Source organism: Clostridium bornimense, from assembly GCF_018917145.1.
GTDB lineage: Bacteria > Bacillota > Clostridia > Clostridiales > Clostridiaceae > Clostridium_AN > Clostridium_AN bornimense_A.
The window spans coordinates 1-14,104 of record NZ_JAHLOD010000018.1 but is presented as its reverse complement, the minus strand read 5'-3'; the positions used below and the strand labels follow the sequence as shown (position 1 = coordinate 14,104).

Genomic DNA, 14,104 nt, shown 5'->3' with positions numbered 1-14,104 from the left:
TTTTGGGAAGACTTAATAAGGGTGAAGAGAAACATGTACATTTTATTGTTGATTTAGAAAAGTATAAGTTATTTGAAACAATAGCCAATGAAGAAGGAAAGACTGTTAGTGCAGCTTTAAGAGAATTTATGTATAAGACAATCAAAGATAATAGGAGTTAGTATTTAGATGTAGGTGGTGAATTAAAAATGGATGCATTAGAAGAAAAATTTACAAAAGCACAACAAGAATTTATAACTTATAGAAATAGTGTAAATTATAAGACAATGGCAATTATATTATATATAGAAAGATTAAAGAATAATAAGGAAGCTTTAATGGAAATAAAAAACATAAAAACATTACGTACTTTTGAGTACAGATTAATTGAGCTGTGTCTTAAGTCATAGGAGTATAAGTGAAGTTTTGAGATTATAAAAAGTTCTTAGATTATTTATTTTGACAACCTTTTTATATTGTTGTTGATAAAACAGGATTATTTGGTATACAATAGAGTTAGTTAAAACTAACTAACGACGAATAATAGATATAGGAGGTTGGTATTATGAAAATAATAATAGGATTACTAATTCCGTTCTTGGGAACTACTTTAGGAGCGGCTTGTGTATTTTTAATAAAAAATGAAATGAAGGATTGGTTAAGAAGAACATTATTAGGTTTTGCATCAGGAGTTATGGTGGCAGCATCAGTATGGTCTTTGTTAATACCATCTATTGAAATGTCAGAAGATATGGGAAAACTTGCTTTTATGCCAGCGGTAGTTGGATTCCTTTTAGGAATAGCATTTCTATTTCTTCTTGATAAAATCACTCCACATCTTCACTTAGATAGAAAATCTTTAGAAGGACCTAAAACTAAGCTCAGTAATACAGCAATGCTTATGTTAGCAGTTACTCTTCACAATATACCAGAAGGAATGGCTATTGGAGTTATGTTTGCAGGATTATTATCACAAACTGGAGATATTAGCATAATGACAGCATATGCATTGGCCATTGGTATCGCAATTCAGAATTTTCCTGAAGGAGCAATAATATCACTACCTTTTAGGAGTGAAGGAAATAGTAAGAAGAAGTCCTTTTTATATGGAATGATGTCTGGTGTCGTAGAGCCAATAGCAGCTGGAATTACATTAGCATTAATAGGAGTCATGTCAATAGCTTTACCTTATTTTTTATCTTTTGCAGCAGGGGCTATGATTTATGTGGTGGTAGAAGAATTGCTTCCGGAAGCTTCAAAAGATAACAAGACCGATATATGTACTATTGGATTTGCAATAGGATTTGCAATAATGATGGTGTTGGATGTAGCTCTTGGGTGATAGAATATATATTAAGTAAATTATGGAGATATAATTTTAAATAAATGTGTATAAGATTAGTAAGATGCATCTTTTTAGAATTCACAATTTACAAAGCACAATTCTCAATTAAGGTGGCTTTTCCTATATGGAAAAGCATTATAGTCCTGCGGACAGCGAGTGTGGATGAGATTAACAATGAAAATTGAGGTTTTAATATAATAATTATGAAATAATGAGATAACTATGATATATGAAATTGAAGTTCTCATTATATTTAAAAGACTAATTTAATTAATAAAATTAGTCTTTTAAAATAAAAATTGAAATATAATAATTCTATTATTTATCACTTTTTTATGTATTTTTTTATTGCTTCAAAACTTTCTTTGCTGATAACATGTTCAATTCTACAAGCATCTTCAGAGGCAATTTCTTTATTGACACCGATTTTTTCCAACCAAGAAGATATAAGCTTGTGTCTCTCATAAATCATTTCTGCTATTTCGATACCTGACTCGGTAAGGTAAATATAGCCCTCTTTGGTAACTGTAATATAATTTTTTTGACGTAAATTTTTCATAGCTACACTGACACTAGATTTTTTATAACCAAGTTTCTCAGAAATATCAATGGATCGAACAACAGGTAGAGATTTACTTAATATTAATATAGTTTCTAAATAATTTTCAGCAGATTCATTCAATTTCATGGATATATCACCTCAGTTTAAATATAGTTAAAATTAGTTGATTTAAACTTCAGTAAGTATATCATATTTGAAAAATAACATCAAATATAATATTGATAAGAATTCTTAAAATCTGTTGATTTTAAGAAAATAGTTAGTTATAATATACTTAAGTTAGATATAACTAACTAAAGAAATTTTATAGGGGTGAAGATTTTTAATTATAGAAAAAAATAATTTTCAAGAATTAGACATGAAGCTTGCTTTGCAATGTTCACCTGTACTTACAGGTATTAAAATTTCAAATCTACTTATCATTCATAAATTGGAGGTAAATGATGTAATAAAAAAGTTTAGAGATACATTAATAAATGTTTATATCTTGTATACCATAGGGCAAAAAGCTATATTGTTGATCTATCGCGAAGAGCAATTAGAAATATATTTAAAATCAGAAAGGGTAAAAGAGTTGATGTATAGATTAGGATACAGATATAAAAATATAGATGATGTGTTGATTCAATTTGCAAAAAGGTACAGAAACTGTAGAAGTAGTAGAGAAAAATTTCCCCATGAAATGGGATTAATCTTAGGATATCCAGTAGATGATGTACAAGGTTTTATAGAAAATAGAGGTATGAATTTTTTATATGTTGGATATTGGAAGGTATACGGAAATCTTTTAGAAGCAATTGAAACTTTTCAAAAATATGACTTTGTAAAAGAGATAGCAATAAGAACAGTTAAAAGCAAGAAAGATATTTTGCAGTTATTGGATTTGTATTATACAAGTTCATTAAATAGATATGAAATTTAGGAGGAGAAATTATGAGTAAAATAGTTATAGGATTTTGGTCACAAACAGGGAATACAGAAACTATGGCAAATGCAATAGGAGAAGGAGTTATTGCTGCAGGAAAAGAAGCTGAAGTATTAGATATTTCAAAGATAGCAGCAAAAGATTTAAAGGATGTACAAGTTTTTGCACTTGGATGCCCTGCGATGGGAGTAGAAGTGTTAGAAGAAAGCGAGATGGAACCATTTGTTGAAGAAGTGGAAAAAATTTCAAATGGAAAAACAATAGCGCTATTTGGATCTTATGGATGGGGAGATGGACAATGGATGCGTGACTGGGAAGATAGAATGACTGCAGCGGGAGCAAAAGTATTAAATGGAGAAGGACTGATATGTCAAGATATGCCTGATGAAAGTGTTTTAGAAGAGTGTAAAAATCTTGGTAAGCAGTTAGCAGCAATTTAAAGATTTAAGTAGAAAAGAATGGCTTTGAGAAAAGTCATTCTTTTTATTTAATAAGAGAAATATTATTTTGTGAGTCTACCTACACTAGTATTGTCTGATGTCCTATTTCTAAGTTCTTCAATAGGATTTTCAGCAGTTTCGAATCTATAATCTTCATTGTATTTTGCGATATATTCTTCAATAACTTTATGACTTGGTACATTTTCTATATTACTATTAACCTTGCTTTGGAACTTGTAGAAAGAAGAGTCATTGCCTAAAGTTTTTACATCAACATAATCATCTTTTATAGTTGTATTATTTACTGTATTATTTAATATATCTCGTACATATGCAATATTTTCTCCTAAAGTTAATAATTCAGGGAAAGTTCCATCTGGAATAACTTGTTGCCATTCTTTATTTTCATATTTCTTTAAAAGGTCAGCGGCATGATGAAGCATAGATACTTCTTCAGTAAATAATTGTTCCCAGATTTCTTTTATATAAGGATCAACTTCATCATTATAGCAAGAGTAATATAGATATGCTTCTGTATACTTATGCATTAACAAATTTTCAAGCCATGTACAATTAGGATCTAAAAGACTGCCATAATGAGATACATGTTCTTCTTCTACTAAACCTATTTCTTGATATAGATTTCTTCCTATATCACTTGAGTAAAATCCTGCTATATTCATATAATAGTTCATAGTTTGTTGTTCTGCAGCAGTTATTATTGATACATCTAATTTAGTGATTAAATCGGCAGTTTTGAAATCAACAAAGTTTCTAATATTATCTTTTGGACATCTGTGTTCTGAAATAGTTGGTCTACCAGGCATTATTTCAGTATAATGACCGACTAAGTTTTCTGCTTTCACGCCAGATTCCATATAAAGCAAGTCAGAATATCTATATAAATGATCAAAATCTTCTAATAAGGCAAAATCAAGAGCATCTTTTACAGCTTTGTTTGGTTCACGTTTTGCTAGTCTAGCTGTTAAATCTACTGCTAATTGCTCATAGCTTATAGTGGTTTCCAATATGGTTTCATCCTTAGGACGAAGAGATCCTATTAGCATTTGTTGCTGTTTATCTAATCTTCTAGAAAGAGATAGCTCTCTTCTTAATTCATTGTTAGTACAGTGTCTTGAGAATTGGTGAGAAAACCAATTAGCTTCAAACTCTGCTCCATTAACAAGAATTATCCTTGTTTTTGTATATGGATCTACATCATTTTTATTATAAGCTTTTGCATAGATATCTTTCCAACTTTTAAAGTGAGAATCTACAGAAGCAGCACTTTCTAAAAATGGATTCATAGTCATGGAATCACGTCCTTTCAAAATATCTTTTCTAGTATTAGCGATATTTTACTTCAATATACAAGATCACTTATAGTAAAGATATTTTTAGAGTTAATTAATTTGATATGATATTTTTCTCCAATTTTTTTAGTGCTTTTAGTATATATGTTTTATTTGAAAATCTACATCATTAAATGAAATAAGATAAACAACTTCTAACATAAGTTTCTTATCAATGTAGATTGTTTTTTAGAACTTATATATATATACTTGATAATAATAGCAGAATATGTGGGTAATATATTAGGGAACATTTAAGACATAAGTTAATTTTAAATGAATATCATAAAGAATTTAAGTTTTCATGCGTTATTATAATTATAAGGTTTTATTTGGTATATGAAATTTTACGAGGAATGGTGAGGGATTATTATGGATGATAAAAGAAAGATAGCGGTATTAATTGACTCGGACAATATATCCTACAATTATGTTAAAACAATATTTGATGATCTAGAAGAATATGGTGTAGCAAACTATAAAAGAATATATGGAGATTGGTCAAGGAATAATGGATGGAAAGAAAGTATATTACAATATTCTTTAAATCCAATACAGCAATATAGTTATACTACAGGAAAAAATGCTACAGATTCCAGTATGATTATTGATGCTATGGATATTCTTTATACAAAAGATATTGATATATTTTGTTTAGTCACTAGTGATAGTGATTTTACAAGATTATCTATGCGATTAAGAGAAGAGGGAAAGTTTGTTATTGGAATGGGAGAAAGCAAAACGCCTAAGCCTTTTGTTAGGTCATGTAATCAGTTTAAGTATTTAGATTTATTACAAGCTGATGATGAAAAAGAAGTAGAAAGTGCTATAACTAATGTTGATGAAGAAAATAGAAATAATGATAAAGAATCAAAAGAAGAAGTAACAGATATCTCTGTTATAAAGAGTTTTATAGTAAAGGTAATACATAGTAATAGTGAGACTGGTGGCAAAACAGATTTAGGAACATTGGGAAGAAAACTCAATGAGAAGTTTTCAGAATTTGATGTTAGATATTATGGATATAATAAGTTATCAACTTTCATTGAGAATATCGATGGACTAATTTTGCAAAAGGATACTAAGAGATTTTATGTATCCGAAAAAGAAAAGAAAGTTAATAGAAAGGATATGGAAAAATTCATAATAGAGGTCGTTCAGAAGAATAATAAAGAAATTAAAAATATGAGTATTATTCATGAAGAAATAAAGAGAAAGTATCCTAATTTTAGTTTTAAAGAACAAGGATATAATCAATTTTCAAAGTTTTTAAATAGTTTTGATAGGATAGTAGTTAGTGGCAATAGAATAAAAATAAAATAGAGGGATAAAGCAAATAGTAAATACTTTTTAGAAGGTGGATGGATGGAGAAAAAACGAATTGCTGGACAAAAGTCAACAGAATATATAAAGGATGGAATGATATTAGGATTAGGAACTGGTTCTACAGCGTATTATATGATTAAAGAAGTTGGAGCTATGGTTCAAGGTGGTATGAATTTAAAGGCAGTTGCAACTTCAAAAAGTACAGAGAACTTAGCAAAAGAATTTAAGATTCCTTTAGTACCTATAGATAAGGTAGATAGAATTGATTTAGCAATTGATGGTGTAGATGAAATAGATAAAGAATTTAACGCTATTAAAGGTGGTGGTGGAGCATTATTTAGAGAAAAAATTGTTGATAGCCTAGCAAAAGAAGTAATATGGATTATGGATGATAGCAAATTAGTTGATAGGATTGGTAAATTTCCTTTGCCAGTTGAAATATTACCTTATGGTTATAAACATGTAATTAGAAAATTAGAAAGTTATTCTTTAAATCCTGTAATAAGGATACAGGATGATAAGTTTTTTATAACTGATAATGGTAATTATATTGTTGATTTATACATAGGAAACCCAATAAATATTAATGAGTTTTATAGTAAAGTTAATGTAATAACTGGGGTTTTAGAAACAGGTCTATTTATCAATACTTGTAATCGTATTATTGTTGGTACCGATACTGGAGTTAAGGTAATTGAAAATACTTTAGGCGATTAGTAAATAAAAGAAGGATCAGAAGAGGATCTTGAAGAGATAAATAAATTTTTCCACTATGATTTTCGCTAATAATATTGGATTAAAGAGTTTTTTAGATGAGAATAATGAAAAAATATTTAGTCTTAATGAAGACGATGAAAAAGCAACAATAAAAGTAAATTCAGATATTAGTAATGAATTTTTAACAGGAATGTGCGAAATTCTCCCATCTTCTAAAGTGGGAGATGGATAGCACTTGACGACAGTCAACGATAACAATAGAATAATTTCAGTGTATTTCAACTAAGTATAATGTAACTTTAGAAGAATGGAATTATGATAAAGACCATGTTCACTTACTGTTTAGAGGTTCACCAAATACAGAAATATCTAAATTCATAAATGCTTATAAATCTGCCAGTAGTAGACTTATAAAAAAAGAATATCCTTGGTTAAAAGAAGTGGATAGCTTGGCTTTGGCTAATGCTCAAATAAACTTAGATAAAGCATATAAGAATTTTTTTAGGGATAAATCAGTAGGATTTCCTAAGTTCAAGTCTAAGAAAACCAATAGATTTAGTTATACAACAAACAATCAAAAAGGGACTATTAGCATAGATGGGAATTATATTAAAATTCCTAAGTTAAAATCTAAAATAAAAATAGTTCTGCATAGAAAATTCAAAGGATTAATTAAATCTGCAACTATTTCTAAAACTCCAAGCAACCAATATTATATTTCTATCTTAGTAGATACTGAAAATATACAGTTTCCTAAGAATGATAACAAGATAGGTATAGATCTTGGATTAAAAGAATTTGCTATATGCTCTAATGGGGATAGATTTGATAATCCCAAGAACCTTAGAAAATCAGAAAAGAAATTAGTTAAGCTACAAAAGGATTTGAGCAGAAAAATTAAAGGTAGCAATAATAGATATAAGGCAAGATTAAAGGTGGCTAAACTTCACCCAAAGATAGCTAATCAAAGAAAAGATTTTCTACATAAATTATCAACTAAAATTATCAGCGAAAACCAAGGGATAGTTTTAGAAGATTTGAGAGTTAAGAATATGTTACAAAATTATAAATTAGCCAAAGCAATTAGTGAATTTAGTTGGGCAGAGTTTAGAACAATGTTAGAGTACAAAGCTATTTGGCACGATAGAGAAATTATAATTGCTCCATCAAATTATGCTAGTAGTCAACTTTGTTCAGAATGTGGCTATAAAAATAGTGATGTAAAAAACCTAGCATTGAGAAATTGGACTTGTCCAATTGTGGTACTAACCATGATAGAGATATAAATGCTAGTATAAATCTACTGAAATTAGTAATGTAATTTTGGTATTTTCTCGAGGTAGGAACTACCTTGTTAGCTTGGGTAAACTTGTGCCATTAGGCATATTGACCAAGAAGCTCCCACTTCTGTAAGTGGTGAGTAGTTCACTTATAAATATGGTTGTTACGTATACATTAAGACCAATTGATATTACAGGAACTTTTATTTTCTCATCATGTTTATTATTTTTTGTAATGGCATGGATGGGATATACATATTTTGATGCAGAGCAAAACACATCTGAAGAGATATTGATTCTTAAGTCAAAAAGTTATACTCAGTATTTATTATCAAAGATATTTATGCTACAGTTTTTTGGGGTATTATTATCATTGTTTTCTACCATTATTGGAGTAACTTGTGGCGGTTTTTTATATCCCTTAACAATAGTTGATATAGTTTCAATATTAATAATTCATATAGTATTTTCAAATATCGGAGTTGTTTTTGGGATGTTTTTTCAACCAAGAATAATTAGTAATACAAAAACATCGAGATTATTGATTTTTTTACTAGTAATTATATCTATTTTTAAGGAACAAATAATAAAAGAAGTAGCATTTTTGAAGTTTGTTATATGGATCTTGCCGCCTATAAATATGTTTACGGAAATATTTCTTCATTTACATCATTTTTCTTTAATAAAGTTATTAATGCCTATAATAACAATGATAATTTACACTGTTTTTGAAGCTACCATTTTAGTTACTATTATGAAAAAGAGATTGTACTAAGTTTATAAAATAATATAATTAATTTAAGGGGATAAATAATATGATTAACAAGTTTAATTTAGATGAAATATTATCAATAAACTGTGATGAATGTTTTGGACTTTGTTGTGTTGCTCTATATTTTTCAAAATCAGAAGGATTTCCAACAGATAAAGAGGCTGATAAACCATGTGTACATCTAAATGATGATTTTAGATGTAAAGTCCATGAAGATCTTAAGAGCAAAGGGCTTAAGGGATGTATTGCTTATGATTGTTTTGGTGCAGGGCAAAAGGTGGCAGAAAGTACATATAAGAGAGAAAGTTGGAGGGATAACCCTAATAAGAGAAAAGAAATCTTTGATGTTTTTGTTGTAATGAGACAATTATATGAGATGTTATGGTACTTAAAAGAAGCTTATAGGATAAATAAAGATGAAGCTATGAGAAATAATATTGAAACTGAGATATTGGAAATAATAGCACTTACTGATATGGATGGGAAATCACTTTTAGATATAGATATAAAAGAATACAGAAAAAAAGTAAACCCTCTGCTACTCACTACTAGTGAAAGTTTAAGAAAAAGGAATTATAAAAGTAGCAATAGTAAAGTGAAAAGAAGTAGAATGATAGCAGGAAGATTGGATCTAATGGGAGCAAATCTTAGAAATAGAAATTTAGTAGGTGAAGATTTCAGTGGAGCTTTACTTATTGAAGCAGATCTTAGAAAAAGTGATTTATCATATGTGGATGTTTTAGGAGCAGATTTTAGAGATGCAGATTTAAGTGGAGCAAATTTAGAGAAAGCTATATATCTTACGCAAGGACAAGTTAATAGTGCAAAAGGAGATAGTAATACAAAACTTCCGAAGTCACTTAAAAGACCTCGTCATTGGTAATAAACGAAAGAGAGAATACTATTATGGAGATTTTTTTAAGAAAAATTAAAGAGGAAGATATAGAGCAATATTGGGAAGAAGGGTTCAAAAATCCTGATAAAGAAATGCTCTATTATACTAGAACTACTAGTAAAATCCAAAAATGGGGATAATATCATTTGTGCGTAAAATAATTAATGAAGAAGAAAGATGTCATTTTCTTATATGAAATAAAGAAGGCAAGTTATTAGGAGAGATATCTTTAATGGATATTGATGATGAGAATAGTAGCTGCATTTTTCGTATAGCTATTTTTAAATCACAATATTTTGGACAGGGGATAGGATACGAGGCAACGAAAGAAGCTGTAAGGTTTGTTTTTGAAGAATTAAAATTACATAGAGTGGAGTTAGAAGTTTTTGATTATAATAATAGAGCAAAGGCTATGTATAAAAAAGTAGGATTTGTAGAAGAAGGGCGTAGACGTGATGGAGTTTTGATAAATGGACATTATCATGATGTAATTATAATGTCTATGCTAGAAGATGAATGGAATATAAAAAGATATAAAGGAAAAACAAATGAGAATAAATAAATTATTAAGTAATTATGGTATATGTTCTAGGAAAGAGGCTAGAAAGCTAATCGAAGATGGAAGAATAATAGTAAATGGAAGTAAGTGCATACAAGGGCAATGGGTAGAAGAAAGTGATGATATTCTTCTTGATAATGAAAAACTACTACCGAAAAAGAAAGTTTATATAGCATTTAATAAGCCGGTAGGAGTAGTATGTACTGCTGCTTCTCATGTAGAAAATAATATAATAGATTATATTAATTATCCAGATTATATATTTCCTGTTGGAAGATTAGATAAAGAGTCTGAAGGACTTATAATATTAACCAATGATGGAGAAATGGCAAATAAAATATTAGAATCGGAAAATATGCATGAGAAGGAATATGTAGTTACTGTTGATAAAAGTTACGATGAAGAATTTCTAAATAAGATGGCAGCGGGGGTAGAAATTTTAGGAGTAAAAACTAGACCATGTAAAATGGAAAAGGTAAGTGATGATACATTTAAAATTATTTTGACTCAAGGGCTAAATAGGCAGATAAGAAGGATGTGCAAAACTTTAGGATATAATGTAGTTATTCTTAAAAGGATAAGAATATTAAACCTATGTCTTAATGATATAGAAATTGGCAAGTGGAGATGTTTTGATAAAGAAGAATTATATTAAATAATTGGGACTGAAGTACAAGATTGATTTATTGTGCAGCAGTCCTATTTTTGTTGACAAAAGCATTTTAGAGTGATATTCTAATACATATAGTTTTGGTAACTAGATGTATTAGAATGAAAAAATAGATTTATTAGAACGGCAATTTAAATTGGAGGGTATATAATGATTAGGATAGTATCAGATTCGTCCACACTTTATTCAATAGAAGAAGGAAAAGAAATAGGAGTAGAGATTTTACCACTTTCAGTTACAATAGACAATGATACATATAAGGAAAATGAGGAAATTACAACAGAGAAATTTATAGATATAATAAATAAGGGACATTTACCAATAACATCACAACCTGCTATAGGTGATGTTATAAATATTTATGAGAAGTACCCTGATGACGAAATCATTAATATAACAATGGCAGATGGGTTATCTGGTACTTATAGTACAGCTTGCTCTGCAAAAGCTATTGTAGAAAATCCAGACAGGATAGAAGTTATTAACTCAAAAACACTTTGTGGACCTGAAAAATATTTAGTAGATACAGCTATTAATTTAGCTAATGATGGTAAGAGTAAAGAGGAAATAGTCAGTACAATAAATTTAATGATGAAACAAACAAAGTCATTTCTTATACCAAATGATTTTCAATATTTAATTAGAGGGGGTAGGGTATCTTCACTAGTAGGTAATATAGGAGAAAAACTTAAATTAGTACCTGTAATGACTTTAGCTGATGATGCTAAGAAATTAGTAAAATTCTCAACACAGAGAACTTTTAAAAAAGCTATAGATAAGATATGTGCATCATTAATAGAAGAAGGTGTAGATAGTAGCTATAAGATCTATATTTCTCATGGTTGTGCAGAAAATCTTGCTATGGATGCTAAAAATATAATATATAAGAGGATTCCAGAGGCAGATATAGAAATTAATATATTAGGACCAGTTTTTGTGGCGCAGGGAGGACCAAGAGCGGTTTCAATACAAGCTATAAAAAAGCTTAATATTTAGAAGTATAGTAGGTGAATTAGATGATTGCTGACTACGATGATAATATAACGAAAATTTTAGAGTTTCATTGTCCGAGATATAACGAAATACCGAATATACCATTATATAAGGATCAAGTTATTAAGTTTGTAGAAAGTGTTTTTGATGTCTTTGATGATTCAGAGGAAAAGATTTTAACAGCGACAATGATAAATAGTTACGTTAAAAAGAAGATTATATTGCCACCAATTGATAAAAAATATGATAGAGAACATATTGCATATTTAATAGTAATTTGTACAATGAAGCAAATATTTACTCTAGAAGAAATTCACAGACTTTTTGAGATGCAAAAAGATATTTGTAGCTTGGAAATTAGCTATGATTATTTTTGTAGAGAGTTAGAAGAAAGTTTAAAATCAGTTTTTACTACAAGGGATTTTTCAGCAGCTAGTTCAGCTAAAGTAAAAAGTAATGAAAGTGAAATACTTCGTTCTATGATAATGTCATTTTCACATAAGATATTTGTTCAATATATGTTAAAGGAAGAAATAGAAAGTTAATAAAAAGAAGTTGGATAGAGATATCAGAGGGCTGGATCTTTTGTCATATAGTAAGTAGGTATCAATAACAAATTTTTATTTGTTAATGCGATACCTACTTTTATTATTAAATAGAAGTGTTGTTGTATGAGTTAATTAAAGCGTTGTGAATTTCAGGATGATACCAATTAAGAGCATCTCTATCAAATAGTCCAAAATTTTCAGCACCAATAGAATTTGAATTATTATCCCACCAAATACAACCAATATGCCTTTTCTTTGCATATGAAATAAAGGATTTGGCATGTTCAACTCTATAAGACAAATTATCTTTATTAGTAGAGCCAAACTCACCGATTATAACAGGAATACCTCTTAATACAAAAGTGTAATAGAATGAATTGAGGCGTTCTATCAATTCTTTTTTATCATCAATAGATCCCCATTTATCTGTGGCATATTCATCAGAGCAATTCATAGCAAAATTATAAGGAAAATAGTCATGGATTGATACAATAATATTTTTAGAATTTGGTATAATAAGATCTTTTATAGCTTCATATGATCCAGAAGCAGCATAGGTTGGTATTAATATAGATCGTTTGCTATTATTTCCACCGGTATTTCGAATAGTTTTTACAGCAGTAGCATTGTATCTATTTGCAATGGCACGACCTTCTTTAGTACCGCCCATCCATTCAAGAGGAGAGCCTTTCTCTCTTACTTCGTTGAAAGATTCGAAAAGTAAATGATCATTATAATTAATAAATTCATATGCAATTTGAAACCATATTTTTTCAAGCTTATTAGTAACTTCAGCTTCTTTTTCCAACGAAGGAATTAGCCAATTATCTTCATGGTGCAAATTTAATATAACATATACATTGTTTGATATAGCGTAATTTACAACTTCTTTAACTCTCTTCATCCAAGCATCATTGATTTTATAATCTGGTGCTTCTCCTATATGAGTGTCCCAAGTTACAGGAATTCTAATGGTTCTAAAACCACCTTCCACAACTTTGTCTATCATAGCCTTAGTAGTTACAGGATTGCCCCAAGACATTTCATAATCAGTAGGGTTATTACTTGTAATCCATGGGCTATAAGAATCTAAAGAATTTCCTAAATTCCAACCTACACCCATAGAATTGACGATTTCTTTTGAAGATTTAAATTTATCCATAGTATTTCTTCTCCTTTTAGAGTTTTTAGATACATAAAGTAATAATATATTATATTAATTTATGTAGGTTTGTGTGAAAGACATAAGTCATATTATCTATAGACAGAGTATAGCAATTTTAAAAATATGACAATAGTGGTGAAAATATTAATTTATTTGTAAATTATGTTTAAGAAAATTAGAAAATATAGGCGACGCATTTTACATATATTCAAAAATTTGACATACGCCGGATATCTGGTATAATCTTTAGAATAGATAGTGTAAAGTTTGCTATGAAAAAATAATATAACAAAAAACACTACCATTTTGAAAATTTAAGGTAGTAAATTAAAGAAATAATTTAAATTTAAGCATGACAAAAAGACCTTTAATGAAGGCAAAAAAATTTATATTTGGTTATATAATCCGTTAGGAAGCATTTTTTTCTTGGATATCTAAAATAGCTTGCTGTCCTAATCTGATTAATATTTGCCATTTGGCAGGCATATTATCGATACCATCAAGAGCTTCAAGTTCATTAAGTGGTTTCCAATAGTTATATGGATGAGGTCTTAGAAAGTTATAATATGCGACCCA

17 protein-coding genes and 3 pseudogenes are annotated in these 14,104 nt (G+C 28.9%); 16 read left to right on the top strand and 4 right to left on the bottom strand.

From position 1 onward, the window contains the following. The first annotated feature begins 2 nt into the window (after positions 1–2). From KQI30_RS08145 to KQI30_RS08135, 3 genes are all read left to right on the top strand, one after another. Positions 3–161 carry a hypothetical protein gene (locus KQI30_RS08145; protein WP_216462810.1) on the top strand — a complete coding sequence of 53 codons (159 nt, stop codon included), beginning with the start codon at positions 3–5 and terminating at the stop codon, positions 159–161. 27 nt (positions 162–188) lie between these two features. Further along, positions 189–389, top strand: a complete 201-nt coding sequence (locus KQI30_RS08140) for a hypothetical protein (protein WP_216462809.1) — start codon at positions 189–191, stop codon at positions 387–389. A gap of 155 nt (positions 390–544) precedes the next feature. Continuing rightward, entirely contained in the window at positions 545–1,321 is a 777-nt protein-coding gene (locus tag KQI30_RS08135) for a ZIP family metal transporter (RefSeq protein WP_216462808.1), read from the top strand. A gap of 328 nt (positions 1,322–1,649) precedes the next feature. On the opposite strand, the gene KQI30_RS08130 is transcribed toward KQI30_RS08135, so the two are convergent. Beyond that, positions 1,650–2,012 (bottom strand): metal-dependent transcriptional regulator, encoded by a 363-nt coding sequence (locus tag KQI30_RS08130; protein WP_216462807.1) that lies wholly within the window; start codon positions 2,010–2,012, stop codon positions 1,650–1,652. A 232-nt stretch (positions 2,013–2,244) separates the two neighbouring features. On the opposite strand from KQI30_RS08130, the gene KQI30_RS08125 reads away from it, so the two are divergent. Then, positions 2,245–2,808: a DUF3793 family protein gene (locus KQI30_RS08125; protein ID WP_216462806.1), complete on the top strand. Its 564-nt coding sequence runs from the start codon at positions 2,245–2,247 to the stop codon at positions 2,806–2,808. Positions 2,809–2,819: 11 nt separating this feature from the next. Further along, positions 2,820–3,251: a flavodoxin gene (locus KQI30_RS08120; RefSeq protein WP_216462805.1), complete on the top strand. Its 432-nt coding sequence runs from the start codon at positions 2,820–2,822 to the stop codon at positions 3,249–3,251. A 62-nt stretch (positions 3,252–3,313) separates the two neighbouring features. On the opposite strand, the gene KQI30_RS08115 is transcribed toward KQI30_RS08120, so the two are convergent. Then, complete coding sequence (locus KQI30_RS08115) at positions 3,314–4,558, bottom strand: hypothetical protein (RefSeq protein WP_216462857.1); 1,245 nt, start codon at positions 4,556–4,558, stop codon at positions 3,314–3,316. Between the two features lie 417 nt (positions 4,559–4,975). Here KQI30_RS08115 and KQI30_RS08110 point away from each other — a divergent pair, with 417 nt between their 5' ends. The 11 genes and pseudogenes from KQI30_RS08110 to KQI30_RS08060 all read left to right on the top strand — a co-directional run bounded on the left by KQI30_RS08110 (position 4,976) and on the right by KQI30_RS08060 (position 12,360). Further along, positions 4,976–5,926 carry an NYN domain-containing protein gene (locus KQI30_RS08110; protein ID WP_216462804.1) on the top strand — a complete coding sequence of 317 codons (951 nt, stop codon included), beginning with the start codon at positions 4,976–4,978 and terminating at the stop codon, positions 5,924–5,926. A gap of 42 nt (positions 5,927–5,968) precedes the next feature. Continuing rightward, positions 5,969–6,646: a ribose-5-phosphate isomerase RpiA gene (rpiA, locus tag KQI30_RS08105; protein WP_216462803.1), complete on the top strand. Its 678-nt coding sequence runs from the start codon at positions 5,969–5,971 to the stop codon at positions 6,644–6,646. A gap of 55 nt (positions 6,647–6,701) precedes the next feature. Continuing rightward, a complete protein-coding gene (locus tag KQI30_RS08100) occupies positions 6,702–6,878 on the top strand; it encodes a hypothetical protein (protein WP_216462802.1) in 177 nt (58 codons plus the stop codon). A 34-nt stretch (positions 6,879–6,912) separates the two neighbouring features. Continuing rightward, positions 6,913–7,932, top strand: a pseudogene (locus KQI30_RS08090) (RNA-guided endonuclease TnpB family protein); the annotation flags it as partial. A 151-nt stretch (positions 7,933–8,083) separates the two neighbouring features. Continuing rightward, on the top strand, positions 8,084–8,701 hold the full coding sequence (locus tag KQI30_RS08085) for a hypothetical protein (protein ID WP_216462801.1): 618 nt from the start codon (positions 8,084–8,086) through the stop codon (positions 8,699–8,701). Positions 8,702–8,741: 40 nt separating this feature from the next. After that, positions 8,742–9,581, top strand: a complete 840-nt coding sequence (locus KQI30_RS08080; RefSeq protein ID WP_216462800.1) for a pentapeptide repeat-containing protein — start codon at positions 8,742–8,744, stop codon at positions 9,579–9,581. 23 nt (positions 9,582–9,604) lie between these two features. After that, on the top strand, positions 9,605–9,733 hold the full coding sequence (locus tag KQI30_RS17335) for a hypothetical protein (RefSeq protein ID WP_301281814.1): 129 nt from the start codon (positions 9,605–9,607) through the stop codon (positions 9,731–9,733). A gap of 71 nt (positions 9,734–9,804) precedes the next feature. Then, positions 9,805–10,155, top strand: a pseudogene (locus KQI30_RS08075) (GNAT family N-acetyltransferase); the annotation flags it as partial. Then, positions 10,142–10,807, top strand: coding sequence for a pseudouridine synthase (locus KQI30_RS08070; protein WP_216462798.1), 666 nt, complete (start codon positions 10,142–10,144; stop codon positions 10,805–10,807). The pseudogene KQI30_RS08075 and the gene KQI30_RS08070, both read left to right, overlap by 14 nt. A gap of 165 nt (positions 10,808–10,972) precedes the next feature. After that, positions 10,973–11,818: a DegV family protein gene (locus tag KQI30_RS08065; protein ID WP_216462797.1), complete on the top strand. Its 846-nt coding sequence runs from the start codon at positions 10,973–10,975 to the stop codon at positions 11,816–11,818. A gap of 20 nt (positions 11,819–11,838) precedes the next feature. Further along, positions 11,839–12,360, top strand: coding sequence for a DUF1836 domain-containing protein (locus KQI30_RS08060; protein WP_216462796.1), 522 nt, complete (start codon positions 11,839–11,841; stop codon positions 12,358–12,360). A gap of 106 nt (positions 12,361–12,466) precedes the next feature. Here the strand turns inward: KQI30_RS08060 and KQI30_RS08055 are convergent, their stop codons facing one another. Further along, a complete protein-coding gene (locus KQI30_RS08055; protein WP_216462795.1) occupies positions 12,467–13,525 on the bottom strand; it encodes a glycoside hydrolase family 5 protein in 1,059 nt (352 codons plus the stop codon). Between the two features lie 411 nt (positions 13,526–13,936). Next, positions 13,937–14,104, bottom strand: a pseudogene (locus KQI30_RS17670) (transposase); the annotation flags it as partial.

Excerpts from the sequence above, each read along its gene's own strand:
- KQI30_RS08140 (WP_216462809.1), top strand. The coding sequence starts at position 189 with ATGGATGCATTAGAAGAAAAATTTACAAAAGCACAACAAGAATTTATA.
- KQI30_RS08135 (WP_216462808.1), top strand. The coding sequence starts at position 545 with ATGAAAATAATAATAGGATTACTAATTCCGTTCTTGGGAACTACTTTA.
- KQI30_RS08130 (WP_216462807.1), bottom strand. The coding sequence starts at position 2,012 with ATGAAATTGAATGAATCTGCTGAAAATTATTTAGAAACTATATTAATA.
- KQI30_RS08125 (WP_216462806.1), top strand. The coding sequence starts at position 2,245 with ATGAAGCTTGCTTTGCAATGTTCACCTGTACTTACAGGTATTAAAATT.
- KQI30_RS08120 (WP_216462805.1), top strand. The coding sequence starts at position 2,820 with ATGAGTAAAATAGTTATAGGATTTTGGTCACAAACAGGGAATACAGAA.
- KQI30_RS08115 (WP_216462857.1), bottom strand. The coding sequence starts at position 4,558 with ATGAATCCATTTTTAGAAAGTGCTGCTTCTGTAGATTCTCACTTTAAA.
- KQI30_RS08110 (WP_216462804.1), top strand. The coding sequence starts at position 4,976 with ATGGATGATAAAAGAAAGATAGCGGTATTAATTGACTCGGACAATATA.
- rpiA (WP_216462803.1), top strand. The coding sequence starts at position 5,969 with ATGGAGAAAAAACGAATTGCTGGACAAAAGTCAACAGAATATATAAAG.
- KQI30_RS08100 (WP_216462802.1), top strand. The coding sequence starts at position 6,702 with ATGATTTTCGCTAATAATATTGGATTAAAGAGTTTTTTAGATGAGAAT.
- KQI30_RS08085 (WP_216462801.1), top strand. The coding sequence starts at position 8,084 with ATGGTTGTTACGTATACATTAAGACCAATTGATATTACAGGAACTTTT.
- KQI30_RS08080 (WP_216462800.1), top strand. The coding sequence starts at position 8,742 with ATGATTAACAAGTTTAATTTAGATGAAATATTATCAATAAACTGTGAT.
- KQI30_RS17335 (WP_301281814.1), top strand. The coding sequence starts at position 9,605 with ATGGAGATTTTTTTAAGAAAAATTAAAGAGGAAGATATAGAGCAATAT.
- KQI30_RS08070 (WP_216462798.1), top strand. The coding sequence starts at position 10,142 with ATGAGAATAAATAAATTATTAAGTAATTATGGTATATGTTCTAGGAAA.
- KQI30_RS08065 (WP_216462797.1), top strand. The coding sequence starts at position 10,973 with ATGATTAGGATAGTATCAGATTCGTCCACACTTTATTCAATAGAAGAA.
- KQI30_RS08060 (WP_216462796.1), top strand. The coding sequence starts at position 11,839 with ATGATTGCTGACTACGATGATAATATAACGAAAATTTTAGAGTTTCAT.
- KQI30_RS08055 (WP_216462795.1), bottom strand. The coding sequence starts at position 13,525 with ATGGATAAATTTAAATCTTCAAAAGAAATCGTCAATTCTATGGGTGTA.